Annotated in this window: 20 protein-coding genes; 5 read left to right on the top strand and 15 right to left on the bottom strand. The window is 43.4% G+C overall.

Annotation, left to right across the window (positions count from 1 at the left end):
- Positions 1 to 70: 70 nt before the first annotated feature.
- From KIK04_RS22980 to KIK04_RS23015, 8 genes are all read right to left on the bottom strand, one after another.
- Positions 71 to 1,105, bottom strand: coding sequence for an ABC transporter substrate-binding protein (locus KIK04_RS22980; protein ID WP_232276096.1), 1,035 nt, complete (start codon positions 1,103 to 1,105; stop codon positions 71 to 73).
- A 381-nt stretch (positions 1,106 to 1,486) separates the two neighbouring features.
- A complete protein-coding gene (locus KIK04_RS22985) occupies positions 1,487 to 1,846 on the bottom strand; it encodes a winged helix-turn-helix transcriptional regulator (RefSeq protein ID WP_232276097.1) in 360 nt (119 codons plus the stop codon).
- Between the two features lie 450 nt (positions 1,847 to 2,296).
- Positions 2,297 to 3,613: a condensation domain-containing protein gene (locus KIK04_RS22990; protein ID WP_232276099.1), complete on the bottom strand. Its 1,317-nt coding sequence runs from the start codon at positions 3,611 to 3,613 to the stop codon at positions 2,297 to 2,299.
- A gap of 238 nt (positions 3,614 to 3,851) precedes the next feature.
- Positions 3,852 to 5,318: an Msr family ABC-F type ribosomal protection protein gene (locus tag KIK04_RS22995; protein ID WP_232278869.1), complete on the bottom strand. Its 1,467-nt coding sequence runs from the start codon at positions 5,316 to 5,318 to the stop codon at positions 3,852 to 3,854.
- Between the two features lie 304 nt (positions 5,319 to 5,622).
- Positions 5,623 to 7,083, bottom strand: coding sequence for an alpha/beta hydrolase family protein (locus KIK04_RS23000; protein ID WP_232276100.1), 1,461 nt, complete (start codon positions 7,081 to 7,083; stop codon positions 5,623 to 5,625).
- A gap of 412 nt (positions 7,084 to 7,495) precedes the next feature.
- Entirely contained in the window at positions 7,496 to 9,025 is a 1,530-nt protein-coding gene (gene ahpF / locus KIK04_RS23005; RefSeq protein WP_232276102.1) for an alkyl hydroperoxide reductase subunit F, read from the bottom strand.
- A 13-nt stretch (positions 9,026 to 9,038) separates the two neighbouring features.
- Positions 9,039 to 9,602 carry an alkyl hydroperoxide reductase subunit C gene (gene ahpC / locus KIK04_RS23010; RefSeq protein ID WP_232276104.1) on the bottom strand — a complete coding sequence of 188 codons (564 nt, stop codon included), beginning with the start codon at positions 9,600 to 9,602 and terminating at the stop codon, positions 9,039 to 9,041.
- A 318-nt stretch (positions 9,603 to 9,920) separates the two neighbouring features.
- On the bottom strand, positions 9,921 to 11,642 hold the full coding sequence (locus tag KIK04_RS23015; RefSeq protein ID WP_232276106.1) for an ABC transporter substrate-binding protein: 1,722 nt from the start codon (positions 11,640 to 11,642) through the stop codon (positions 9,921 to 9,923).
- Positions 11,643 to 11,744: 102 nt separating this feature from the next.
- Here KIK04_RS23015 and KIK04_RS23020 point away from each other — a divergent pair, with 102 nt between their 5' ends.
- The 3 genes from KIK04_RS23020 to trhO all read left to right on the top strand — a co-directional run bounded on the left by KIK04_RS23020 (position 11,745) and on the right by trhO (position 15,907).
- Positions 11,745 to 12,944 carry an MFS transporter gene (locus KIK04_RS23020; RefSeq protein ID WP_232276108.1) on the top strand — a complete coding sequence of 400 codons (1,200 nt, stop codon included), beginning with the start codon at positions 11,745 to 11,747 and terminating at the stop codon, positions 12,942 to 12,944.
- Between the two features lie 446 nt (positions 12,945 to 13,390).
- The gene (locus KIK04_RS23025) at positions 13,391 to 14,632 is read left to right on the top strand and encodes a glycoside hydrolase family 19 protein (protein ID WP_232276109.1); all 1,242 of its coding nucleotides are present in this window, start codon (positions 13,391 to 13,393) and stop codon (positions 14,630 to 14,632) included.
- Positions 14,633 to 15,016: 384 nt separating this feature from the next.
- On the top strand, positions 15,017 to 15,907 hold the full coding sequence (gene trhO, locus KIK04_RS23030) for an oxygen-dependent tRNA uridine(34) hydroxylase TrhO (RefSeq protein WP_232276111.1): 891 nt from the start codon (positions 15,017 to 15,019) through the stop codon (positions 15,905 to 15,907).
- A gap of 150 nt (positions 15,908 to 16,057) precedes the next feature.
- Here trhO and KIK04_RS23035 read toward each other — a convergent pair whose 3' ends face one another.
- Entirely contained in the window at positions 16,058 to 16,786 is a 729-nt protein-coding gene (locus tag KIK04_RS23035; RefSeq protein WP_232276113.1) for an RNA polymerase sigma factor, read from the bottom strand.
- A 171-nt stretch (positions 16,787 to 16,957) separates the two neighbouring features.
- Between KIK04_RS23035 and clpP the strand changes: the two genes are divergently transcribed.
- Both clpP and KIK04_RS23045 read left to right on the top strand, forming a co-directional pair.
- Positions 16,958 to 17,542 (top strand): ATP-dependent Clp endopeptidase proteolytic subunit ClpP, encoded by a 585-nt coding sequence (gene clpP, locus KIK04_RS23040; protein WP_232276114.1) that lies wholly within the window; start codon positions 16,958 to 16,960, stop codon positions 17,540 to 17,542.
- Positions 17,543 to 17,829: 287 nt separating this feature from the next.
- Positions 17,830 to 19,035: a hypothetical protein gene (locus tag KIK04_RS23045; RefSeq protein WP_232276116.1), complete on the top strand. Its 1,206-nt coding sequence runs from the start codon at positions 17,830 to 17,832 to the stop codon at positions 19,033 to 19,035.
- Between the two features lie 403 nt (positions 19,036 to 19,438).
- On the opposite strand, the gene cntE is transcribed toward KIK04_RS23045, so the two are convergent.
- From cntE to nikA, 6 genes are all read right to left on the bottom strand, one after another.
- Complete coding sequence (gene cntE, locus KIK04_RS23050; RefSeq protein WP_232276117.1) at positions 19,439 to 20,647, bottom strand: staphylopine family metallophore export MFS transporter CntE; 1,209 nt, start codon at positions 20,645 to 20,647, stop codon at positions 19,439 to 19,441.
- Between the two features lie 92 nt (positions 20,648 to 20,739).
- Positions 20,740 to 21,558: a nickel import ATP-binding protein NikE gene (nikE, locus tag KIK04_RS23055; protein WP_232276118.1), complete on the bottom strand. Its 819-nt coding sequence runs from the start codon at positions 21,556 to 21,558 to the stop codon at positions 20,740 to 20,742.
- Between the two features lie 33 nt (positions 21,559 to 21,591).
- Positions 21,592 to 22,413, bottom strand: coding sequence for an ABC transporter ATP-binding protein (locus KIK04_RS23060; protein ID WP_232276119.1), 822 nt, complete (start codon positions 22,411 to 22,413; stop codon positions 21,592 to 21,594).
- Positions 22,414 to 22,428: 15 nt separating this feature from the next.
- Positions 22,429 to 23,259: a nickel ABC transporter permease subunit NikC gene (nikC, locus tag KIK04_RS23065; RefSeq protein WP_442951195.1), complete on the bottom strand. Its 831-nt coding sequence runs from the start codon at positions 23,257 to 23,259 to the stop codon at positions 22,429 to 22,431.
- A complete protein-coding gene (nikB, locus tag KIK04_RS23070) occupies positions 23,259 to 24,203 on the bottom strand; it encodes a nickel ABC transporter permease subunit NikB (protein ID WP_232276121.1) in 945 nt (314 codons plus the stop codon). Before nikB ends, nikC begins: the two co-directional genes overlap by 1 nt.
- Before the next feature lie 23 nt (positions 24,204 to 24,226).
- The gene (nikA, locus tag KIK04_RS23075; protein WP_442951196.1) at positions 24,227 to 25,831 is read right to left on the bottom strand and encodes a nickel ABC transporter substrate-binding protein; all 1,605 of its coding nucleotides are present in this window, start codon (positions 25,829 to 25,831) and stop codon (positions 24,227 to 24,229) included.
- Positions 25,832 to 25,911: the final 80 nt, after the last annotated feature.

Here is a 25,911-nt window from a genome sequence, read left to right on the forward strand (position 1 = left end):
CTCCTGTTTGTATCGAACAACAAGAATAGAGGTCATGAATACACCTCTATTCTTGTGATAAGTTTATTTATTACTTATTATTTTTTAATTCGAATCGATCATAAAGTTCATCCAGCATCATGTTGGCAGCAATAATACCGCCCCCCATGTTCCATACCACTTCGCCAACTTCATATACTTGGTTCAGCTTAACCGAATCGAGCTTTTTCCATAAAGGATGTGCTTTCCATTCATCGTATGTTTGCTGAACAGCTGGCTCACCTTCAGGGTCTGTCAAAAATACGAAGCTGACATCTGCGTTCATATTCGGAATACTCTCTTTATCCGTCAAACGGATTACTGTCGAACCTTTATCAACTTCTTTCTGTAAAAATTCAGTACGTGCAAAACCGAGCTCACTTAAAATATCGCCAGCGAAGCTACCCGCATAAATTCGCGCTTGACCAGCTCTAAAGTTAAGTACAGATGCTTTCATCGGCCACTTGCTTCCGAGCTTTGCAGTAATTTGTTGTTTGAAATCGGCTATCCTATTCTCCCATTGGGATAGAAGGGTTTGCGCCTCATTTTGCTTATTCGCCGCATTTCCAACAAGCTCAACCGTTTCTTTAAACTTGAATAGTGTTTCATGAGTGACAGTAGGTGCAATTTGAGTTAGCTGTTCGTAGATGGCTTCATGACGTACTTTAGATGCAATAATTAAATCGGGGTTCAGCTTTGATATCTCTTCTAAATTGGGTTGTGTCTCTTGACCGACGACAGGAACATCTTTGAGATCTTTCCTGATATATTCATAGTAAGGCTGCTCCCACCAAGATTCGACAGCTCCTACCGGTTTAATTCCTAAAGCGACGGCAGCATCCGTTGCGCCTTGATACAAGGTCACAATACGTTGCGGCGTACCTTTTATTTCAGTCGTGCCCATGGCATGATTAATAACGCGAATTTCGTTCTTGGGGTCAGACGCTTGATCCTGCTTCGTTGCTGAGGTTTCTTGCTTAGGTGAAGACGTTGTCTCTGCGGATTTATTCCCCCCGCAACCAACGATAAGGAGTGTAAATACGACAAGCGCAACGAGTGTAAGTAATATTCGGTTTGACCTGAACAATGTGCTCTCTCCCTTTCCTATCCAGCTGTAATTTGAATCTTGTCAGTCTTGATAATAACATTGAGACTGATTCTCAATGGCAATTGTACATTAGTAAACCATAACAAAATAGGCCTGTCAACACATATGTTCATACGTAACCTAGGACTGGTATAGCTGGCTTTTAATGCTTAACAAGTGATTCTTTTTAACTTCTGCAATGCACGAATATGAATAAAGCGACACTTCAGAACGAAAAAACGTTCGAAGTGTCGCTGATGTTCAATTTCAGAAATGTAATGATTTCATTGTGATTGCTTATGTTCGAGGAAAAACTCATTTGCCTGCAAGTAAATAAATCAAGCTATAGCCTACTCTTACTATCAATTGAAATAGCTATGCCTACCGCTGTACTTCCTCCAGAGCTGATGTACTGTTTTGCTCTCCCCACTCACACATCATATTTAACACTGGGATGAGAGAAAGACCACGTTCCGATAATGAATATTCAACCTTTGGAGGTATTTGGGGAAATTCCTTACGTATAATAAGGTCATCTGCCTCTAACTCTTTTAACATAACGCTTAGCGTTTTAAAGGAAATGGTACCGATACATCGCTTCAGCTCATTATGCCGCATAACCTTATTTTCAGCCAGCCAATACATAATGATCATTTTATATTTACCGCCTATTATGGATAAGGTGTATCCAAAGCCAGTGTCTTTTAGTCCCACGCCAGTCGGAACGCATGTTTCGCTCACAAATTACACTCTCCTTCTGATTAGTTGGTGAGATATATATTGTTCCATTTAAATAATAAATTCAACTATTTCTGGTCTTGTTAGCTACCCTACACAAAAAAATGGACATGTCCGTCTATAGAAAACGGATGTCCATATATGATGTGTAACACCATATGAAAATACAGTAGATTCATAAGAGCGTCAACAACACTTATTAATTACTATTATATCGTATTTGGATGACAAGAACATATATCGATACTACTTCATTTTTCTTTTTTGTAAAATGAAGAACGCGTTCCTTTATGGTAACGCGTTCTAGAGTGTCAATTCTTGCTCCTCCGGTATGAGGCGCGAATGGTGATTCATGTTTTCTTAGCACATATTCGTACGATGGATGACCACCTAATCTCCCTGTTTTCTTCAGCTTCCAAGAGGAGCTTCGGATAACTATGGCATAGCATACGACTACTCCGTTAGCTCTAACACCATATTGTCCAGAAGCCTGCTCACCTCTTGTTCGGAAACAGCAGGCGTATGATAGCCCACACACAACGTGAGCTTATTGCGATAGGAGCTTACCCCCACACTGAAACACGGGGCATACATAATCGGCGAAGTCATGTGACCCGTTATCGCATCACAAGCTCCAAATTGGATAACATGTTTCGATAGGACACCGAAATTGGTCATCAGCGGCAACGCCATGTTCAGCTGGCTCCCCATTTCATACTGCTTCGCCATCACCGCTCTGGCAGCGGACAGAGGCATTGCCGCCATCTTCTCCACCCCTGCTGCAGAAGACAAGCCGGGTTTATTCTCCTTAATCGCATCCATGGCGCGCTTCACTTTTTCCAGCGTTGTCTCAAACCGCTCGCCTTCATTCATTTCAATCTCCGGCATCTCCATGCCGGACAAATTACACAGCGCCCCTGTTGTGCGATTCGGCAAATATCGGCGCAAATCGACCGTCATCCCAATGGCTTTTTCTTTGGTACGAGGCTCCATATAGACTGCCTGCTTCGCAATGGAGCGGAAATAGGCCGCAAGCAAGCCATCATTGATCGTAGCTCCGACGGCTTTGGTTCGTGCAGTGAGCTTTTCCATTTGCTGTTGATCCAAGCTTCTCATCGCGATCACAGGAGTTAGGTTCTCTTGTGAATGAGCTGGAAAAGACCAGAGGGAAGCGGCCCCTGCGTGCTGTTGGAGGGCTGACGAAATATCCGTAATTCCTAATGCTGCAAACAGAGGAGCTTGATCCCGAAAACCTTGTTCGCTCTCTATCATTTCTTGCTGGATTGAATCGTAAACCTCTCCCTTATATAGCCGCGTGTATAGCGTAGCCAACAGCTGTATAAACTCTTTTACCCCTGCCCCATCCATGCAAAGATGCGAAACTTTTAAGCAGAGGGAATCATGATTGGATCTAAACAACTGCATTTCCAACACAGGACCGTTAATCCATTCAATCGGCTGCGCAAGATACGCTTCTATTACGGCTTCCCTTTCATTATCTTCACAGCTCTGAACCGACAAAATGGACTCGACTGAACAATCTATACATTTTTCCCAATAAGGCGTTTCAGCCTCTACAAATCTACTGTTTAAAATAGGGTTTTTGGCTGCTATAAGTTGGAGGGCTTGCTTTAATAAGCTGGTATCGAGCTGCTTAGAAAAATGTAGTGTGGCTCCAATGTGTTGGGCAGCAAAAAACAGCCCCAATAAATAGTTCATCCGGTCCTGCGGTTCGGCTGGAAATATAGTTCCTTTTTGTTCTTCCTTCATAAAAAATCAACCTCCTATCGATTCATGCACGCAGCATCCTCAATTTTTAATTTTATAAACAAAAACTAAATTTGTTTATTTATTAATAAACGAATAATAATATTATCTATAAAATTAGTCAATACACTTTATGGAAAATGGAGGTTCAAATTTCACATTTAGGTGAATAAAATGCTCCAATCAAAACAGAAGGCATAAAAAATAAGCCCCCAAGATGATCTTGGCGGCTTATCGTAAACTAACTTGAAATTACTGTTGATACCATTTTTTTATCCATAATATTAAACTGCAAATCCGCTACATGTGTGACGAACTTCTTATCATGTGATACAAATATGATAGTTCCTTCATATGCAGCAATAAACCGTTCTAAGGCTTCAATCGCATGAATATCTAAAAAATTGGTCGGTTCGTCTAACAATAATATGTTATATTCCCCTAAGAACAACTGACAAAGTTGGAGGCGAATCGCTTCCCCACCACTTAATGATCTCACACTTTTTCGTATATCCGAGCCGACGAATTGCATCGAATGTAACACGCCTCGTAAAAATCCTTCCTCATATTCCGAGCGATTTTTTACAAATTCTAGTACCGTTTCATCACTTGTAAATTGATAGCTCATTTGACGGAAGTAACCTATTTTCGCTTTTGGAGAAAGGGTTACACCTGCACCACTATTCGCAATATGCTGTAGCAATGTACTTTTACCACTACCATTTGCACCAGTAATGGCTATTTTCTTTCCAAGCGGAAGCTGGAAACTTACTTCATTCAGTAATACGTTATCCTCTACCTGGAGAGTAAGCCTGTCAGCCATAATTGGAAACTTATTATGCAGCGCCAAAGCTTTTGATTGGCGGAACACCATTTGCTTTTCCGCATGCACAGCTTCAACTTCCTGCAGTTTTTCCATTCGCTGTTCAATCGCTTTTGCGGCACGATGCACTGCTTTTTGACTCGTACCTTTAGATTTGGTTTCCACCATACTGTTCGGTTTGGCCTTTGATTCTCGCTTCGACATGCTCCCTGCTTGCGCGATTTTTTCAGCCCTTTTCATCTTCTCTTGCGCTGCTTTTTCAAGTCGACTCTTTTCTTTGATGAATTGCTCATGAGCTTGACTCTGTTGTTCACGTTCCAACTGTTTCTGTGCTAAGTATGCGCTGTAATTTCCTGAATAGACGTGTACCTTACCATCATGTACTTCCCAAATCGTTGTGACGAGTTCGTCTAGTACAGCACGGTCATGACTAATTAAGATAAGAGCTCCATAGTAATACCATAATTCATCAAGTGAAAATGAAATACCACCTTGATCCAAGTGTGTTGTCGGCTCATCCATGAGTAATGCTTCGTAATAATGAGTGAACATTTGTGCCAGCTTCAGCTTTGTTTGCTCTCCGCCACTTAACTGATCAGCATGTTGTGGAACAGCCAATCTTCCGAGTAACGCTGGGTCGGCTTCTTCGGCTGTAGGAGCATCAATTTGCTCAAAATAACCATACTCTACGTGACGATGCACTTTCCCACTAGATGGTTGAACAAGACCAGCAAGCAACTTTATTAAGCTACTTTTCCCTGCACCATTTCTTCCGACAATACCGATGCGATCCCATTGATGTACAGCTAATCTATCCATTTTTAATACCACTTTATCTAAATAAGTCAATTCCACATTATTAATTTCGAAACTTATTTGTTCCATCATCGCTACCTCCGAAATGTTGTAATTTCGTATCGATAGCTATAGGATCGATACGAGCTTCTACTTCAAGCTCGTATTAAAAAAATAATAAGGTCTGCACGGTTACCCCTCCTACTACGCCTTCATTCATAGCCAGAACTTCATTTCGAAAAAAGAAGACACCCACTATTAATCCAACGGTCAATTCAATCATGATTATACGTGCAAGACGTACTCGTCGAAAATACCGAGTGTCGGTTATACAATATGTAATAATATATAAAACTATAATAATATCGCAGCTTCGTCAACAAAATTTGGGATTTTATGATATAAAGAAACATAGATGCCAATAGAACGCCCAAGGAATAAACATCAATCCGGCCCCAAGCGCCAGCGTTTCAATCCCATGTCGTTGTTGCCCGCCCCTTCTACGAATGGCGACTATTAATGCAATTAACGTGAGAATAACAGTCACTGTAGATATAAGCTGAATGATTAACCATATTAGCGGGCTTCCGAATAACACGAACCCAATATTCCTCCCGCCATTCATCCAGAATGAGACGAGGTACGTCCAGAAACTAATAATCGAGACGATGGCCGTCAGGCTGGCCCAACGTGTATACCCATTTACAATCAGCGTCTTGCGCTTTCTGATCTTATTGACTAGCAATGCGATCCATACAGATATGCCACTGATTAGTACAATTGCCGATACGCCTAAATGAAGCCAATATAAGTCGTACCAATCTATCTTCTTCACCTCTGTGGAGCTTAAACTCATCTGTATAGGAGTCTTTCCTAACGTTTGAGCTACTGGAGGGTTTCCTGCAACGACTTGCTTGATCCAAGATGTCATAGCTTCCGCGTAGCCCGGATATAACGTTTTTAGGGTGCGAAACCCATTATCAGAACTATTGTAAATAGGATGATCGGCTCCTTCGATAAATTGTAAGGTGTACAATCGGTTGCCTGAACTCTCAAATGCATCTTTAAAAATTTGCGCACTTTCCGCAGGCGGCACTTGGCGATCGATGCTGCCCCATATCGCTAAAAAAGGCTGTTGGACTTTTTTCAAGGTCGGAACAGGGTCGTACATATCTGTTTCTGACGGAGACAGCGAGAGCATGACACCAGCTCCATTGCGGACCAGCGATTGAATCGCGGAGTGAGCGCTCACTCCTTGATGCCGCAGGCGGTTTTCTAAATTCCAAGACTGCTGCTGTACCGGAGAAATCCCCGGCCCTCCACTTGTAATTACAAAAGCAATTTCTTTGGATTGTGCCGCTGCTATAGGGGCCACCCATCCACCTTCACTGATTCCCCACACGCCGACCTTGCTTTTTATAACGTCCGGCCGTTTTTGTAAAGCTTGTACGCCAGCAATTAAATCTTGCGCCAACAGTTCATAGGAACGATTCGTTTTGGAGTAACCTTTACTGCGCTTGTTATACAGCAATGTCGCGATTCCCGCGTTAGCGAACACCTCAGCTTCTTTGCGAACCGCTGTTTGACTCCCGCCACCGCGCTCTGTCGTACCGGAACCATGTGCCAGCACAATGCCAGGATGCATGGCAGCTTGTCCATTTGGAATCAACATCGTGCCGTTAATGACTTCTTCAAATGGACCTGTGCCGCTCACAAAAGTAACTTTTTCCTCTCGGAATGGTGCTGAATTAGTAGGTGTTGCATGTGCCCAACCATACGGAAACAGCACGAAAGTTAAGGTTACCGCTATAAAAAAATAGATTGCTTTGCGGACAACATTTGCATAGGTATGCATAAATTCGTTCCCCTTTCTTTAGTCAAAGACAAAAAATATATAAAATACACTTTCAGACGAGTCCGTCTATGGCCGCCAGTCGTGGTGAGCCCGTTATTGTTCATTACGTAAGTCATGTCGTGTATTACAAAGTAAGGGATGCGTGATGTAAAGACGATTGTACCGATGTTTGTCATGATGTAGGTTTGGATAAAGAAGATTATTGTGTCTTTAAAACGGGAAAATGGAGGGACTACTTAGGAAGTCAGACAAAATAGATGTCACACCTATAGGTTAGACTGTCAAATCAGTTCATCACCCTTCGTTTAGCAAAACAATGCAAAAGAGCAGCCCCCATTTTATAAAAATGAGGGCTGCTCTTCGCTTACCTATCAAGAAATAGGAAGCACTTGCTGTTTAATTACAATATCAATTAATTGCGAATAAGATAATCGAAAGCGCCTAAAGCTGCAGTCGCACCAGATCCCATAGAAATGATAATCTGCTTGTATGGACTATTCGTACAATCACCGGCAGCAAATACGCCAGGTACGTTTGTAGCACCATGGCTGTCAACCACGATTTCACCCATGCGAGTACGTTCAACCGTGTCAGCTAACCAATCTGTGTTCGGCACAAGACCGATTTGTACAAATACACCTTGCAATTCGATATGCTTCTCTGCTCCAGTATCACGTTCGATGTAAGTGATACCGTTAAGCTTGTCCGTTCCGGTTAATTCTTTTGTCTGCACGTTCTTGAGAACCGTAACATTCGGCAAGCTATACAGACGATCTTGTAGTACAGCATCAGCTTTAAGTTCTGGCGCGAACTCAAGCACCGTTACATGCTTCACGATACCTGCAAGATCAATCGCCGCTTCGATACCGGAATTACCGCCACCAACAACCGCGACATCTTTACCGATGAACAAAGGACCATCACAGTGCGGGCAATAAGCTACACCCTTGTTCTTGAACTCTGCTTCACCAGGGACGCCCATATTGCGCCAACGAGCGCCTGTCGATACGATTACCGTCTTACTTTTTAGCACAGCACCGTTTTCGAGTTCGATTTCGATTAGATCTCTCTTCTCTAGACGCTTAGCACGCTGCAATTTCATAACATCAATGTTGTATTCTTTCACTTGCTGTTCAATGTTTGCAACGAGCTGAGGACCTTCCGTGTACTTCACACTAATAAAGTTCTCAATGCCGACCGTATCATTGACTTGACCGCCAAAGCGATCAGCAACGATGCCTGTCCGAATCCCTTTACGCGCCGCGTAAATAGCTGCACTTGCTCCTGATGGGCCACCACCAATAACAAGGACATCAAAAGGATCTTTATCGTCAAACTCGGATGCGTCCGGAGCATTACCCAACTTAGCAAGAATTTCTTCAATCGTCATACGACCGCTTCCGAAAAATTCGCCATTGAGGTGCACGCTTGGCACAGCCATAATGTTCTTACTTTCTACTTCTTCCTTGAAGACAGCACCATCAATCATCGTATGCGAAATACCTGGATTGAAAATACTCATCAAGTTAAGAGCTTGTACAACATCAGGACAGTTATGACAGCTCAAGCTAATGAAAGATTCAAACGTGTACTCGCCACGAATGCTCTTAATCTGATCGATGACACTTTGTTCAACCTTTGGAGCTCTTCCACTAACTTGCAATAGCGCCAACACTAATGAAGTGAACTCGTGTCCCAACGGATTTCCAGCAAACGTAACACCTGTATCTTCACCAACACGATTTACGCTAAAGCTAGGTGTTCTAGATAATTGCGTTTTTTCCACTGTTATTCTAGCAGACATACTTGCAATTTCTTCAACCAATGCTGACATCTCTTGAGAAGCTTCATCTGTACCAAGACTGACTTTTAGCACCACGTCGCCTTCCAATAGTTGAAGGTACTGTGCTAGTTGTGTTTTTATCTCATTATCTAGTTTCATTTTTAATCACACCTTAAATTTTGCCTACGAGATCAAGACTTGGCTTCAATGTTTCAGAACCTTCTTGCCATTTTGCTGGGCAAACTTCACCTGGATTGTTGCGAACGTATTGTGCAGCTTTGATTTTGTTCACAAGCGCGCTTGCATCACGGCCGATGCCGCCAGCAGTAACTTCAACTGTTTGGATAACACCATCTGGGTCAATGATGAATGTACCGCGATCTGCCAGACCTTCAGCTTCGATCAATACATCGAAGTTGCGGGAAATCACATGGGAAGGATCGCCGATCATGATGTATTCAACTTTACCAATTGCAGGAGAGCTTGCGTGCCAAGCTTTATGTGTGAAATGAGTATCTGTAGATACGGAATATACTTCAACGCCAAGTTGTTTCAACGTTTCGTATTGGTTTTGCAAATCTTCAAGTTCTGTAGGGCAAACGAATGTAAAGTCAGCTGGATAGAAGCAAACTACGCTCCATTTACCTTTGAAGTTTTCTTCTGTAACGTTGATGAATTGACCTTTTTGAAATGCAGATGCTTTGAATGGTAGTACTTCTGTTCCGATAAGTGACATGATTTATATCTCCTCTTGTTTTATATTTTTTAGTGTATAGAGTAAATTCAGAACTTGCTGTCGTTACATGTTGAATACTGAACTCACTTTATAATCATTATTATTTACTAAACGATGCAATCTGTCAAGCTATTTTATAATGATTATAAATTGAGAACTTTTTTCAGTCATGTCATTCTTTATTTATTATGTTGCTAATTGAACCCCTATATTCATTGCCCGAAAGCGCATCATATCGTAGACACACAGCAAATTGCTAGATCCGTAAACACGTGTTTAGTCTGTGCACCAGCATAGTGTAGCGTTAAGCCTCGCCTGTTAGTCGTATCGCTTCACGATGGAACGATAGTCTATTTTACCGTGGGCATCGATCTGGATATTGTAAAATGGGCTATGTTCTGATACATAGAGCGCATGGCGACGGTGAGTTAAAAATTTGAGGATGGCTCGTCCGGTAAAGAACGATTCGACTTCCTCAAATAACAATTGTACTTTTTTCTCATCAAATGGTTCACGATGAAGCTTGTTAAGGAGGCTGCTTACATACTCCTGATCCTGCTCAGGCAAGGACAGCATGAAGTAATTTTCTTTAGCTTGCAGCATCATAAGTGCCGATACAATAACATCATTACGTAAAGCAATTCCTCCTACAAAACAATCAAATGAATCGTATGAATCCCCTATTTCCCTATGTCTATCTTCATAAGATACGAGTTGGATAGAACATTGTAGTCCGTGCGAAAGCAAAAGCCGCTCCAACACTTCAGCTTCTCGCAAATGATTGACTCCCGGCCGAATCTGCTGCACGAGAATGCGAATCGTTGACCAAGGGATGTCAGGCTTCGGGCGTACGGATCGCTTGGACAATGGGCGTTCCTCGCGGTTTGGTACGAAGCTTGTTGCTACGAATTCCCCTTTTTCCCACAAGCAAAACGCTTCGCTTGAAATCGCATCGTAGAGCCATTGTCTAGCGTTAACATCGTGGAACACGCTAGATTCATTGCCGTTAAGCAGTATATAATCTGCCCCCTGCTCGATCTGTTCTATTTTTGTGGCAGCATCATTCGGTGCTGCTGATACGCTCGTCGTCAGGCCAAATGTGAGCAGGCTTGGCGTATGAATCACTTCCACCTGATCAAGCCAAGGCCTGTAGCCGAAATATTGCTCGAAAGCCTCCAGCTTCACGAAGGTATCCGATATGCTCGCCAAGCGAAATGCCCCTGTCCCTGGCGGTATACCCTTTTCTCCCTTTTCGATCCACTGGTACGGTACAATGGACAGCTTCGGGCTGCACAATAATCGTGGAAATACATAACTGCATTTTTTAAGCTGTACGACTAACGTAAAGTCATCTTCAATTAACATGCGTTCGAACGGAATGAACGTGTTGTATACTTTTTCGGCCCGCTTGAGTGTTGCCATCACATCTTTGCTTGTGACACGCGAACCATCATGGAAGCGGACCCCCTTTCGCAGCAAGATTCGCCACGTGATCCCATCTTCAGAATCGATAGCGCGGGCAAGGTTAGGTGCGGGCTGTTGAGAATGGATATCGAATTTGAATAGTGTCTCAAATAGTTGTTCGACAAAATGAGCATCATGCCTTGAAATCGTATAGACCGGATCGAGCACGAGGCGCGTATCGGGATGCGGGTAACGAAACACATCCAGCGGTTTTTTATCCTGTACGATGTGTTGCAGACCATAAGCATCTTCGATAAGGCATTTGATTTCTTCATCTTGGAACAATCCATGTTCGGAGATCAGTTGAAACGCTTTAGGGAAATCTCCTTTCTTCAATAAAGAGTGAAAATAGCGGTGAATGATTTCAGCTTGGCTCTTCTTAAGTAGAAGACGTGGTTTCTTTCCCCTCCCCTGAAAAGACGTCCAGTGAACGTCGCCCTGCTGATGAAGTTGCTTAAGTATGGTCTTCGTATAGCGGGTGGAGCAGTGAAATAACGCTGCCAGCTCTTCAACCCCAGTCTCGACTTCGACCTCATGAGGAAAATGTCTGGCAAGCTCAAGCAAATAAAGATACATGCTTATCCTCCTAAAAGGTGAACTAACACTCAAAAGTCATCACTTTTTGTTCCTATTTATTTATTTTACACTAATCGTAACATCAAGGGAGGAAAAACATGTATGACAAATCAATCATTGCACCAGTACCGGAATTTCAATGTGCTCTATGCAGGCATGCTGATCATGACGATGGCCAGCCAGATTTACAGCTTTGTCCTGCCGCTATTTATTTATGAATGGTCCCAATCTGCGTTAGCGATGAGCACGATGCGAGTGATGGATTTTGCGCCTAACGTATTGCTAGGCATGCTTGCGGGCGCGGTAGTCGATCGGATGAACCGCCGGAAAATGATGATGTGGGCTAGTGGTATACAAGCGGTACTGGCTACGATCTTAGTTGTGCTCATTTGGCTCAATACTCTGCATTTGTGGCAGTTATATTTGTTCGGGTTTATGTTGTCGACGGTAAGCTACACTTTTTTCAATGCAAAAAATGCAATTGTGCCACAGCTGTTTCCACGCGAGAGGCTAACGGACATACAGGCCCAATTTTCCATGCTAGGAACTGTCTTCTCGGTTATTGGCCCCTCGATTGCCGGATTTCTTATTATTTGGCTCGCTTACGAGTGGCTGTTCATCATTTATGCGCTATGCCTTTGTCTCGTATGGGGAATCGTATTTCTGCTAGATCCCGTGCCATCGCCTGAAAGCGAGTCCACGCAAAATATTTGGCAGGATATGAAAGAAGGGGTCAGCGAGCTGTTTGGCAATAAGACATTGCTTACACCCACTTTGGCCATTTTATTTATTAATTTTGCGACAAGCTTGGTCATCGGAGTACTTATTTTTTATGTAGTGGATCAACTAGGAGCAACTTCTAAGGAAGTCGGCTGGATGTTCTCCATCTCTGCGATCGGAGGCATTGCCGGAGCTAAAGGAATCAAGCTGCTGCGTAAAAAATGGACAAGAGGCGCTATTTTTTACGCCATGCTCTGTGTAGATACAATCATACTCGGTTTATTTTTCTTTGCAGTAAACTGGTGGCAGCTCGCCATTCTCCTCGCATTCCGGGCATTCACTACCGTCAACGTTAATATTATTTATTTGGCGATTCGTCAGGAGTCTACGCCTAATCATTTACTTGGACGTGTCGCGGGCACCTCTTCCATGTTGATGAAGCTGATGCTGCCGCTTGGCTTACTCGTTTCAGGCCTATGGGCTGAGTATTTACCAATTCCGTATATATTTCTAATATCAAGTACTATTATCGCATTTCTTGCCATCGGTCTATCCAAGAGCTCATTTCGAACGACTCCATAAGTGAATCACAACTGCATTCTCATTGAAGATATGAAATAACGAGCAAATAAAAGGCGCTCCATGTCTGGATGCGCCTTTGTACAAATTCGATGATTAAGCCAATCTGAGATAAAGATTTTAAAGTTACCATAAAGATTGCATTCCTCCTATCAAAGCTGTATTGTGCAAAGAAGATTAGATGTGTTAATATTTACCTCAAAGTTCCCCCTCTTCTATGTTTTTTGCACAGAAAACGAAATGAAGTCTGTAGCTTAGGGGAATTTTATTTTTTTGAGCTGGGTTTCTTTTTGAAACACAAGTTACTAAATACGGTTAGGGGTGATAGATGATAGGTTCGATTGATTGAAGTAAGTATCCGCCAACTTAAGAGTAGACTTCATCGTACACAAAAGCTATCTAGTAGGGAATACGCATGAACTGCCTTAGTTCAAAAGGAGGAATTTGAAATGAAAAAAACGGTTAACAAGCTAGTCGTCACAATGGCAATGGTGATTGGAGCTTTACTGTTATTACCTATTACCGCTTTTGGAGCTCTATCTACCCCCACTTTACAAGTTAGTGCCTCTCAAGCAACCTGTACGTTAAATTGGAATGGGATCAGTGGTGCCACGGGGTATGATGTGTTTCGCAACGGCACTTGGTATCAATGGACATCCTCTTTATCTTATACTGATTCAGGATTAACGAACGGAACGACGTATACGTACACCGTTGCCGCGCAAAATGCAACGACTACACCGATCACGACTTCTCCACAAAGCGCTGTCAAAACTTGCACCCCAGCAGCAGGCGGCATCTCATTAACGGCTCCAACATTAAATGTAAGCACATCCAATGGATTTTGCACCTTAAGTTGGAATTCGGTTCACGGCGCCACGGGATATGATATCTACCGCAATGGTAGCTGGTATCAATGGACATCCTCTTTATCTTATAACGATTCAGGATTAACGAACGGAACGACGTATACGTACACCGTTGCTGCACAAAATGCAACAACAAAGCCGGTCACAACTTCCCCACATAGCGCCAGTAAATCGTGCAAGCCATCTGCCGGAAACGGTGGCGGTGGATTTGTCGTTTCTGAAGCACAATTCAACCAGATGTTCCCTAACCGCAACTCATTTTATACGTACTCCGGTTTAGTAGCCGCCCTATCCGCTTATCCTGCATTTACAAATACGGGAAGCGATACGATCAAAAAACGTGAGGCAGCCGCTTTTCTAGGAAACGTTGCCCAGGAATCCGGACATTTACGATACATCACTGAATTAGATGTAAGAAACCACCCGAAATATTGCCTAATTTCGAATACGCAGTACCCATGCGCTCCGGGCAAGCAGTACTACGGTCGCGGACCGATCCAATTGAGCTGGAACTATAATTATGGCGCGGCTGGTGCAGCTTTAGGCCTCCCGCTTCTTACCAATCCAGATTTGGTCGCAACGGATTCCTCTGTTGCTTGGAAAACGGCCTTGTGGTTCTGGAACACACAGAGTGGCGCTGGAAGAATGACTCCGCATCACGCAATCGTTAACAATGCGGGATTTGGTGAGACGATCCGGTCTATCAACGGCACGGTAGAATGTAACGGCAAAGAACCTGACAAAGTGAATAATCGCATTAAATATTTCACGAACTTCGCCAATTTGCTTGGCGTCTCTACAGGCGACAAGCTGGGCTGCTAGTTCAGATATCTAGTATAGAGAACGTCATAATAACTTTATTAGTAGTCAATGTTGTCTGAACAGGCTCGGTTAGGTGCTTCTATGGTGCCCTCCGCTAGCCTGTTCTTTTTGTGTGCGGATTTGGAAACCCGATCACACTCTTAGTCCCTAGTCGCACTCGGATGGCAAATTTGCTTATTTACTTATTAATGAAGAGATGAACGCGTAATTTCGATATGATACAGTACTATATAATGAATACATTGTAAAGCTATATGTTGACTATGTGCGTGTAGTCAGCTATTCTGAATAAAGAGTTTTAACTTGAAGGAGCGGCGGAAGAAAAGGAATTCCTTTTCTTCCGCTATTCTTGTTCTAACATAATTGGAAAGGCGTGTACTAGTAATGAATGAATATCGAATTTTACTCTTTTATAAATATATTCCGATTCCCGAGGCTGAGGCCTTTGCTGCAGAACATTTGCAGTATTGCAAAGAGCTTGGAATAAAAGGTCGGATTTTGATTGCTGACGAAGGAATCAACGGAACGCTTTCCGGCACCGTGGAACAGACAGAGCAATATATGGCGGATATGCGCAACAACCCCCTATTTGCCGACATGGTCTATAAAATCGATGAAAGTGAAGGCCATGCTTTTAAGAAGCTATTTGTTCGTTATAAAAAAGAGTTGGTCACGCTTCGTTACAATAAAGAGCTCAATCCGCACACGGATGGCGGCCAAAGGTTGAGTCCAGTTGAGTTCTATGAATATATGCAAAGAGACGACGTCATTATTTTGGATGGAAGAAATGGATATGAATACGATCTTGGTCATTTCCAGAACGCCATTAGATCCGATGTGGATTCGTTCCGCGAATTCCCAGAATGGATTAGAGAAAATTTAGCTGATCATAAAGATAAACATGTTCTTACTTACTGTACGGGTGGAGTTCGATGTGAAACGTTGACTGCCGTGCTCTTAAATGAAGGCTTTAAAGATGTGTACCAATTGGATGGCGGTATCGTCACGTATGGTAAAGACCCACAAACGCAAGGCAGAGGCTTTGATGGGAACTGTTATGTATTCGACGAACGTATCTCGGTACGCATTAATCAAACCGAAGAAAATATTATTGTCGGTAAGTGCCATCATTGCAGCGAGCCAACTGACCGATATATCAATTGCGAAGATGACACATGCCATCTACAGCACCTTTGCTGTGATAAATGTGATGCTGAATTCCAAGGATATTGTTCGACGGATTGCCATGAACACGATATGGCTGCCTCTAGCTAATTCGCACCGCATCTAATCAATGAGATAAACATAAACCAGTCATAACACAACAAGTGTTAGACTGGTTTTTTGTTTATTATCCTGTTAATCCCGAGTACCTCAAGGCACTAGCTTATCGTTCACACCCCTTCGCACAAAAAGAGTAAACAACTAAGCGACCATTCTTGCTTCAAAGCGATGTACCGTAAAATGAAAGGATCTATATTCAAACCGCGCCTGTGTCGCTGTCGAATAAGCACTCACTACATGCAGAACTTCTGGCTCTCCTTGAACAAGACTGATAACCTCGTCTACTTCCCCATTCACATATGCCGCTGCAAGTGCACTCAGCCTAGATTGAGCTTCTTCCTCAAGTACAGGAGATTCATGTTCAACGTCATACTCCACAGCTTGAAGTGCTTTACGCGCACGATGATAGGCAGCCTTTACAGCACCTTCTGTCATCTGAAGCTTTTCAGCTGCGTCTGCCACGGAATACCCTAATACACTTCGCATCAGCATGACCGTTCTTTGTAGGGGAGACAAATGTTTCATCAGATAATGAAAGGCCGTCTCTATATTTAGAGTACCGCTATCCAACACGTTATCCCCTTCCCCCTTGGCCTGCTCCCGTTCCTTGTTCAGAATTCGGTCGAATACTTTTTTCCGACGTACCTGATCAATCCACGCATTCTTAGCTGTCCGCAATAGTAACGCTTCAGGGTTGTTGTGCTGCTGCCCATTCATTTTTTCGAGAAGTTTCACCCATGTATCTTGCACCAAATCGTCGGAATCCCATACAGATTGTGTGAGAGAAAGACAGTAGCGATTGAGAAGAGCGTTCAACTGCTCCAGATTATGATCTTCCGGCCCATGCGATGTATATAAAGGATTAGCCATCTTTCACAGTCAACTCCTTTCCATTCTGTAAATGATCTTGATATGTAAACGAACGAAGCATTCATTAAGTTACGCTAAACTCATCATTTTTTTATGACACCGACTCCGTATCTTTTGACATGATGGATTCGTTTACAAGTTGTTAAATGACTCAACTACAGGAGGCGTATCATGTCCAGTTATATCCCATATGTTGTCGAACAATCGAGCCGCGGTGAAAGATCCTACGATATTTATTCTAGACTACTGAAGGATCGGATTGTGTTTGTAGGTTCTGAAATTAATGATCCATTGGCTAACAGCATTATTGCACAACTCCTTTTATTGGCGGCCGAAGACGCGGATAAAGACATTTTCATGTATATTAATAGCCCGGGAGGCTCGGTAAGTGCTGGTTTTGGTATATATGATACGATGCAGTACATTAAGCCACAAATTCATACCATCTGCACGGGCTTCGCCGCTTCGTTCGGTTCCATGTTGCTGCTCGCTGGGGCCAAAGGTAAACGGTTTGCGCTCCCCAACAGTGAAATTATGATTCATCAGCCGCATGGGGGCGCTCAAGGTCAAGCAAGCGATATTGCGATCAGTGCGAAACGTATTCTCAGAACGCGCGCGAAAATTGTGCAAATCACAGCAGAGCAGACGGGTCAGCCAATTGAAAAAATAGAAAGCGATATGGATCGAGATTACTTCATGTCTGCAGAGGAAGCTGTAGAGTACGGCATCATCGATAAGGTGCTCACATCGATCTAAGCTTATTTTGACGAAGCCACCGAGAGGTGGCTTTTTGTGTTCCTTCCCTTATAAACTACTTGTTTCGAGCGAAGCGATTTGCATTAACCTGCACCGGAGTCATTTTTTTCCGAACCATTCATACAACCACATAGATAGCACTTTTATGATGAGATACGCAATCGTTATAAAAGGATTCGAATTGGCACCTAAGAAGTGAGGTGGTATAATTTGGTGAGTGCATGCATTCGTCATGATATCAACCCTCGACTGGGTTAAACGATTTTCAAATGAGGGGGTACGTACCTATGGCATTATCCTTTATGATGTTTGGTAGTCTTGTCTGGCTTGGTTTATACATCAGTAACCGCGATAAACATAACAAGCTGTTTCTGATTTGCGGATTCTGCTTGATGTTAGCAGCTGTAAGTATCGGATCAACTTTAGTGCTCTCTGCTAGTGATTTACTCGTTTCTTCATTCTTGTTCCCCCTACTGTGTCTGCATTTATCCTTTATCGCTTGGTTGATCGCTGCGTTAGGTGCTTGTGCAGCTAAAGAGGAAGAATCTCAGAAGAACATCTTACTATGGAAGAAGCTTAGTCCGAGTGATTCGATCATTGCGGCGCTTACTCTGCTCCTATATGCCATTATTGCGGTAAATGGGTGGATGGGGTCGTGGAACTTCGCTGTTGAATGGCTCTTGATCCTGCTGGGGTTAACTTTAAGCTTATTTACTATTCGTCTATTGATAAAAGAATTGAAAGCACAAGGTGAAGCATGGCTACCTGACCTTCTTCGATCCTTAGATTATTCGGTCATATTTACCGCAATATTTTCTGGTCAAGTCGTCGTCGTCATTCAGCTCAGTGCGGACTGGAGTAGTACAACGGTGATGTTGTTACTACTCAGCATCTGTATCTCGGTCGCTTTTCAAGTGTTCGTGTATCCGATCCGCGCCTTATTGGATAGCATCGCCTTCGCCACATTCCCGAAGCTACGTGAAGAACGTGCCCACTTGCGTATGGTCGAAGATGTTCAAGTTCGTGTGGACGAGCAAGCGGAGCCAGAAGAAATGGATGAAGAAGAGCTTTACCGACACACACGACGTGCATTAAGCCAATTTGGCGATCTGCAACGGTTAGCGACTAGTCCACTTACCCAACTAAAGCTAATTGAAAAAAGACTGCGCGACCGCGGTGCAGATGATGATGTGGTGGAACGGGCAATCGAGCTAAAAACCGTCCTCCTTGAAAGCATCGGGCATTTAAAGCCGAGACAAGATGAAGCTTTCGGTACCGCAGATGAATGGCGGTATTATAATGCGCTATATTATCCTTATATCGTTGGGATAAAGCCTTACAGCTTGCGATATTCGGCGGATAAATTGGATGCCTCCTCTTTGGAAGCATTCGAGTGGTTTCGAACGTATGTACCTGAACGAACATACTACAATTGGCAAAATGCTGGTGCCAAATTAGTCGCGCTTCGGCTGAAGGAAAAAAACGCATGTTAATGTCAACACGATCGTGTTCCTCAAATGGTCCGAAGTGAAATTTGAAACCCACCAATTAATTATGTTGCTAGTGTACATCGTAATCTTACGTAATAGCTCATGCTAAAAAGACTTTGTCTATCTTAAACAAACTAGCCTCCCCCCTTTACTTGCATGATTAATTAAATCATCCAGTACAGCAGCATCGCCAGCTACTCCGTGAAGATTTCCATTTTAAAGATACATAAATTCACTCGTACAACAATTTCACAAATTTGTGAAACGTTGTTGTAAAGTATCCTTTATATACGTGAATAACGCCAAAAAAATACCAAACAGTGAGAACGTTAGATCACTGTTTGGTATCGATCAAGTTAAAACCACTTAGTAGCACGTGTTATTCTCATGTTTTTCACCGTCTTAACTACTCTCGTCGTCTAGCATTAAGGTAGCTCAGACGACGGCCGCTAGCGAGCACAGTCACTACAGCGACCAATGAAATACACGCGCATACGGTGTACATAGCGGAATAAGACAATAGGTCTGCGACAGGTCCCATCACCACGCTACCTAGTACGACGCCAAAATCAGACGTTGCAATAAACAACCCGATTGCCATATTTCGAGATGCTACCGGCAGCACAAAAGTTAAATACGTTACTAGTATCGGATAGAGCAACGCCATCCCCAAACCTAGCATAACAGCTCCTGCATACATAAACAGTGCTCCATTAAAAGCAGCCAGCGCCAAAAGCTGCACACCTACCCCTGTACACAACAGTAGACCCGCTACTAAGCGAGCATGCCAGTTCCCGTCTGAAGGTATTTTTTTACGTAGTGTATACCTGGACAATACGATTACTCCTGCCTGCAGCGTCAAGTAAATACCCGCATCACCAACTCCACTTTCCTTGCTATAGAGCGTAATGAACGATATGACCGCGCCAAAGCTGATAGAGGCAACGAGCATCGCTGTGCCGCAAACAAGAAATGCACGATTGGTTCGCAACTGTCTTATTTGCGTCAACATAGGCTCCTGCACCTTCTCGCCCTCCGGCTTGTTCGAAGCAGAGGATAGTGGTGCATTGTATCCCACGATGATTGTAGCAAACCCGATGATGATCATGGCGGCCGTAAATGCACTCATCCCGCCCCAATTCCATATCGATAAGGCTGCTAAAGGCCCGATTAACGTCGGTAACATACCCGCTAACAAATACAGCGATATGCCCTGTGAGCGCTCTTTTTCAGGAAGCGTATCAACGATACCCATTTGCAACGCCAAGGAAAAGAAGGCTGTCGTTACGCCTTGCATCGCTCTAATCGCAAAATACCATTCGAGTCCGGATATCGGGTACAACGCTAAAATAACGACGTTCGCGATTAGAAGCGTGCGCAGAACGAGCAACGGGCCGAAGCGATGAACGATGCTCCCTGCCCATGGACGACAGAGCATGCTGGTCATCATATAAGAACCCATCATAATGCCAATTTCAGCGTTACTTGCGCCTTCGGTCTCGCTGCGCAAAGGTACAATGATATTTAAAATTGAATTTGCACTAAAGAATAGAAATGTAATTACGCAGAGCCGAATAATGGATGCGGATGTGTACGTTGAGAGACTTCTGTTCATTTCCGCACACGACTCCCTTCAAGTGTAGAACATCTGCGTCGCACATCATAAAAACTTGGAAGAAGGGTTAACGTAATCTTCCACACGCCGTGTCATGAAAACGTAACTGGCTTAATTTGTCGATCTCTTGGATGCTCAGCAAGAACGGATTGCAACAAATTTCTCACCGTGGGATGAGATGAAGCAAAAATGTGATCTTTTTGATCGAATCGTCCCACCAACATTCCTTGATCCATGACCGCCAATCCATCCGAAATCGAGTAAGCCGCTTTAATATCATGGGTAATAAACAGATAAGAAAGGCCGAATGACAACTTCAAATCATTTAACAATTTTAATATGTGAGCCTGATTTACCATATCCAAGCTACTTACGGACTCATCTAGTACAATCAGCTTTGGTTTCAACGCAATGGCTCTTGCAATATTAATTCGTTGCAGTTGTCCTCCGCTAAACTGATGTGGAAATTTCGGCATATCCCCTGCTTGAAGGCCAACCATCTCCAACAATTCACCGATTGTTCGCTTTAATTCACGCGATGACATCGACTCGTAGTTATCCAGTGGTTCCCCAATTATCTGTTCTGCTGACATTCTTGGATTTACCGCTGAGTAGCAATCCTGAAACACGACTTGAAGATCTCTTCGAAGCGATTTACGGGCGCGTGCATTCAAGTGATAAAAATCTTGTCCACGAAAAATAACCTGACCCTGCTGCGGTTTTTCTAATCCAAGAATTACTTTCCCCAATGTGCTTTTCCCCGCACCGCTAGTTCCCAACAGACCTAGACAAAACCCTTCATCAATCGTGATAGAAACGTTGGAAAGGACCGTTGTTCTCCGACGTGGCGCTCCAAAGAGTGTATGTTTTCCATAAGTATGGGTTACATCTTTCACTTCCAGCAAACTCATATACCCCGACCCCATTTGTAAAAATGCAATCTACTAAGCCTTCTCCATAACATGTTTTTTCGGCAATTTCAGTCTGGCATTTAGCAATTTTTTTGTATACTCATGCTGTGGGTAATCAAACAATTGGAACACATCCGCCTGTTCAACAATCTTTCCTTGATGCATAACAACAACCTCATCAGCCATTTCGGAAATGACACTCAGATCATGTGATATTAATAGAATCGTTGTACCGCATTCCTCCCGTAGACGATGCAATTCTCTTAACACTTGCAACTGATTGACTACATCCAATGCGGTCGTTGGCTCATCGGCAATGACAACAGCGGGTCGCAGGCACATGGATATCGCAATCATGACCCGCTGTAGCATCCCTCCGCTCAGTTGAAAAGGGTAGCGTTTCATCAGGCCGGACGGATCGGGCAAATTCATTCGCTCTAGTGAAGATACCCCTAGTTCGAATGCTTGTTTCTTCGTGAGCAAAGTATGCGCGCGAATGGTCTCTATAAATTGACTTCCTATCGTATGTACGGGAGTAAAGGCGCTCATCGGATTTTGCATAATGAACGCAAGTTCTTTGCCGCGAATTCGCCGCATCTCTTCCTGATGCAATCCAATCAGCTCACGACCATTTAATTGAATACTACCTTCCACGATTGATTCTCGATCTAGCAGCTGTAGCAGGGAGTTGCAGGTAACGGTTTTACCGCTACCGCTCTCTCCCACAAGACCGAGTACTTGGCCCTTTTTTAAATCAAAATGAATATCTTGAATCAAAGTAAGCATGCCCTGTTCGGCTTTTACTTTAACGCTCAGACCACGTACCTGCAATACTATCTGATGTTGTTCAGCCATTATTCTCATTCCTATTCAAAAACGTTTTTTTACCCCTAATCGATTCGATAAAGCTTCGCCAAGTAAATTAAAATTAATCACAACGATCAAGATTAATAATCCCGGGTACAGCATTAGCTCCGGAGAACTTCGAATAAAAGCTTTTCCTTCATGAATCATAGCCCCCCATTCAGGCGTTGGTGGCTGTATGCCCAAACCTAAAAATGACAGAGCAGAAATATCCATGATAGCCCAGCCCATTTCCAAAGTTCCAATCACAACGATGGGCGGCAGCACATTGGGGATGATATGCTGCCTCATAATTTTCCAGCGCGAGGAGCCGCTTATGCGGGCCGCCGTAATAAAATGGCGTTCCTTTAAACTGACAACTAAGCTCCGAAACATTCGAGCATAATGAACCCACTGAACGAGTAATAGAGCAAACACGATTTGTGCTAATCCGGGACCGAAAATCCCAACAATCCCTAGGACGAGCACAAGATTCGGAAACGCCATTACCCCATCACAAAATCGCATCAATATGGCATCAACCCAGCCGCCAGCGTATCCTGCCACCATTCCGACGATCAGTCCTATTCCTAAGGAAGCGACAAAGACCAAGAAGACCAAGCCTAACGATATTCGGGCCCCGTGTATAAGACGAGACAGGTTGTCGCGTCCTAGATGGTCTGTCCCCAAAAGATGCTCAGTCGTTGGCGGCTGCAACTTCAGTGCTAAATTCACTTTGACTGGATCATGCGGGGAAATCCATGGCGCCAAAATGGTAATCATAAAAAAAATAAATAATATGAATGAGCATATGGCAATCGCTTTCCGGCCTCTAAGGACGGTCTGTACATATCCAATCAATGATCGGTTCTTCCCTTCAAAGAAATTCGGGGGTCCAAGTACAGCTGCACCACATCAACGATCAGGTTGCATACAAGGAATAGACACGCAGCGATGAACACGTAGCATTGAATAACCGGAATGTCCCGATTAAATATCGCCTCTACAAAATATCGTCCAATCCCCGGCCACGAAAACACTTGCTCCACGATTATAGTTCCTGTAAGCAATTTACCTAAGTTCATTCCTAAGCCAGTAATGACGGGGGAAATGGCAATTCTCATGACATGTTTCAGCATGATGACTTTCTCTTTAATTCCCCGCGTTCTGGCGTACAACACATAGGATTCCTGCAACTGCTCCAACACGTTTTCTCGCAAGAGACGTGTATAGATGGCGATCAGCGCAAAAGACAACGTTAACGTAGGCAGTACTAGATGCTTCCAAGTACCATTACCATCTACAGGCAACCAATCAAGCCGAACAGAGAAGAAAAAGATGAATAAATACCCCAGCCAAAACTGAGGAATAGAAGCGCCGAAATAAGAAAGTATTCTGCTAACTACATCTATCCAGCTATTTTTATAAATAGCGGACAAAAAACCGAGCAGCACACTAACAGTGATCGTTAAACAAATACTGCTTATGGCCAACTGAAGTGTCGCAGACAATCGGAGTGCAACTTCCTGCCATACAGGTTTGTTCGTTAAATAAGATGTGCCAAAATCAAGTTGGGCTATTTTCATTACCATTTGAAAATATTGAACGGGCAATGGCTGATCAAGGCCAAATTCATGTCTTTTCTCAGCTAGAAGCTCCTCTGTCGGATGAATATGAGCAGCAGACAAATAAGCTTCAGCTGGATCCACAGGCGACATCTGAATGAGTACAAAACTAACTAGTGTAGCAAAGAGAATCATAGGAATGATAGCAAGCATTCTTTTTCCGATATAAGCGCCCATAAAAAGGAATATCCTCCCACCGATTACTTGCTGATTTCAATGCCAGTGAATGGATGATCCCACCGACTTGCCGGAATCGTAACATTTTTCAAGTGCTTCTGGTACACCATGGTTTGCTTAATATAAGATACGGGCATGATGACCGATTGCTCATGCAATGTCTTCAGAATCGAGGTATACAGCTTCTGGCGTTCTGCCTCATCTGTAGAGGAAAGCGCTGCATGTATTTGCTGATCCAGCTCTTGTTTGATCGGTAAGCGGGAATGGGCTTCTGAAATACCCGTTCCTTTCTCCTGTACAGCGTTGATAAGGGAATGCGGATCGTACGGTACCCCGTAATTGAACCAGAAGTACACTTCAAACTGACCCTCTCTTAAACGTTTCGCTTGAAGCATCAATTCAAGACCTGTAATGTTCAGCTTGACGCCAATCATTCCCCATTCGGCCTGAACGGTTTCCGCCATTGCTTTTTGAATCGGATCGCTTTTATCGTAGATCAATTCCAGCTCTAGTGGTTGACCATTTTTCTCCCGCACGGTTTTACCAGCTTCCAGCTTCCAGCCCGCTTCTTCCAAGTAATTATTCGCCTTTTCAACATGATAGTCTATCGGTTCAACATCGAGATTGGCGTAAGGATAGTTTTTAGACAATATGTTGTCAGCCTTATCCTCTAATCCCGCCGTTATCCCTTCTACCATGGCCTTTTTGTTAAATCCGTGCTGAAGGGCTAACCGCACACGATGGTCCGCGAGTTTATCATTTAGCGCGTTAAATACCAAGCTTCTTGTGCCTACTGGCTCAGATAGGTTAGTTTCGTATTTACCTGAACTTTTCAGTTGCTTGAAGGCATCCAAACTGATGGCTCCTTCGCCAAAAATTAAATCCAGTTCCCCTTTTTCAAATGCAAGCACACGCGTCTCGCCATCAGGAATAATCTTCACTTTAATCTTGTCGATCTTCGGACTCTCACCCCAATAATGCGGGTTTTTAGTGAACTCTGCATACTGGTCTTGCTTGTAGTCAGATAGTAGCCATGGCCCGGTTCCTACCGGTTTCTTCACACCAACAGCGGTATCTCCACCATCTGGGAAACCAGCTTCGCCAAGAAAACGGAAAGGACGTACCGAGGCCAAGTCTTGCAAGGCTGGATAATAAGGTTTTGTCAGCGTCATTTTAAACGTATACTTGTCCACCGCCTCCGTTTTCTCAATAACTTTTGCGACTCCGAGCCAGCTGTGTGTTTTTTTATGTTTGATGACTGCATCGAAATTCTTTTTTACAATGGCTGAGTCAAATGGAGTTCCGTCAGAAAATTTGACATTTGGGCGGAGCTTGAAGGTATAACTTTTACCGTCTTTTGATATGGCCCATGATTCGGCTAAGTACGGCTCAAGCTTGCCTCCCTCCTGATATTTGATCAATGGCTCGTATACCATCGATTGGGTAAATAATTGAGAGGGATAGTAAACATGTGGATTCATCGGGCCAATATCTCTTACCCAAGATACCGTCACTGATTTTTCTTCTTGAGACGTTCCCGTGTGGCTAGTCGAAGCACTTTCTTGTTTTGTACAACCTAGGACAAAAACCATAAGTAGAAGCAAAATCATTACAGCAGCCCCGGGCATTCCGACATTTTTTTCTCTTTTGACCATGAAGTATGTACTCCTCTGCAATTATATTGATAATGATAATCATATTCATAATA

This window comes from Paenibacillus sp. 481 (genome assembly GCF_021223605.1).
In the GTDB taxonomy this organism is placed as follows: Bacteria; Bacillota; Bacilli; order Paenibacillales; family Paenibacillaceae; genus Paenibacillus_B.

Bases quoted from the DNA above. Each gene is read 5' to 3' on its own strand.
- cntE (WP_232276117.1), bottom strand. From the start codon at position 20,647: ATGAACAGAAGTCTCTCAACGTACACATCCGCATCCATTATTCGGCTC.
- KIK04_RS23045 (WP_232276116.1), top strand. From the start codon at position 17,830: ATGGCATTATCCTTTATGATGTTTGGTAGTCTTGTCTGGCTTGGTTTA.
- clpP (WP_232276114.1), top strand. From the start codon at position 16,958: ATGTCCAGTTATATCCCATATGTTGTCGAACAATCGAGCCGCGGTGAA.
- nikB (WP_232276121.1), bottom strand. From the start codon at position 24,203: ATGGGCGCTTATATCGGAAAAAGAATGCTTGCTATCATTCCTATGATT.
- ahpF (WP_232276102.1), bottom strand. From the start codon at position 9,025: ATGAAACTAGATAATGAGATAAAAACACAACTAGCACAGTACCTTCAA.
- nikE (WP_232276118.1), bottom strand. From the start codon at position 21,558: ATGAGTTTGCTGGAAGTGAAAGATGTAACCCATACTTATGGAAAACAT.
- trhO (WP_232276111.1), top strand. From the start codon at position 15,017: ATGAATGAATATCGAATTTTACTCTTTTATAAATATATTCCGATTCCC.
- KIK04_RS22995 (WP_232278869.1), bottom strand. From the start codon at position 5,318: ATGGAACAAATAAGTTTCGAAATTAATAATGTGGAATTGACTTATTTA.
- KIK04_RS23020 (WP_232276108.1), top strand. From the start codon at position 11,745: ATGACAAATCAATCATTGCACCAGTACCGGAATTTCAATGTGCTCTAT.
- KIK04_RS23035 (WP_232276113.1), bottom strand. From the start codon at position 16,786: ATGGCTAATCCTTTATATACATCGCATGGGCCGGAAGATCATAATCTG.
- KIK04_RS23060 (WP_232276119.1), bottom strand. From the start codon at position 22,413: ATGGCTGAACAACATCAGATAGTATTGCAGGTACGTGGTCTGAGCGTT.
- nikA (WP_442951196.1), bottom strand. From the start codon at position 25,831: ATGCCCGGGGCTGCTGTAATGATTTTGCTTCTACTTATGGTTTTTGTC.
- KIK04_RS22990 (WP_232276099.1), bottom strand. From the start codon at position 3,613: ATGAAGGAAGAACAAAAAGGAACTATATTTCCAGCCGAACCGCAGGAC.
- KIK04_RS23025 (WP_232276109.1), top strand. From the start codon at position 13,391: ATGAAAAAAACGGTTAACAAGCTAGTCGTCACAATGGCAATGGTGATT.
- KIK04_RS23000 (WP_232276100.1), bottom strand. From the start codon at position 7,083: ATGCATACCTATGCAAATGTTGTCCGCAAAGCAATCTATTTTTTTATA.
- KIK04_RS23015 (WP_232276106.1), bottom strand. From the start codon at position 11,642: ATGTATCTTTATTTGCTTGAGCTTGCCAGACATTTTCCTCATGAGGTC.
- ahpC (WP_232276104.1), bottom strand. From the start codon at position 9,602: ATGTCACTTATCGGAACAGAAGTACTACCATTCAAAGCATCTGCATTT.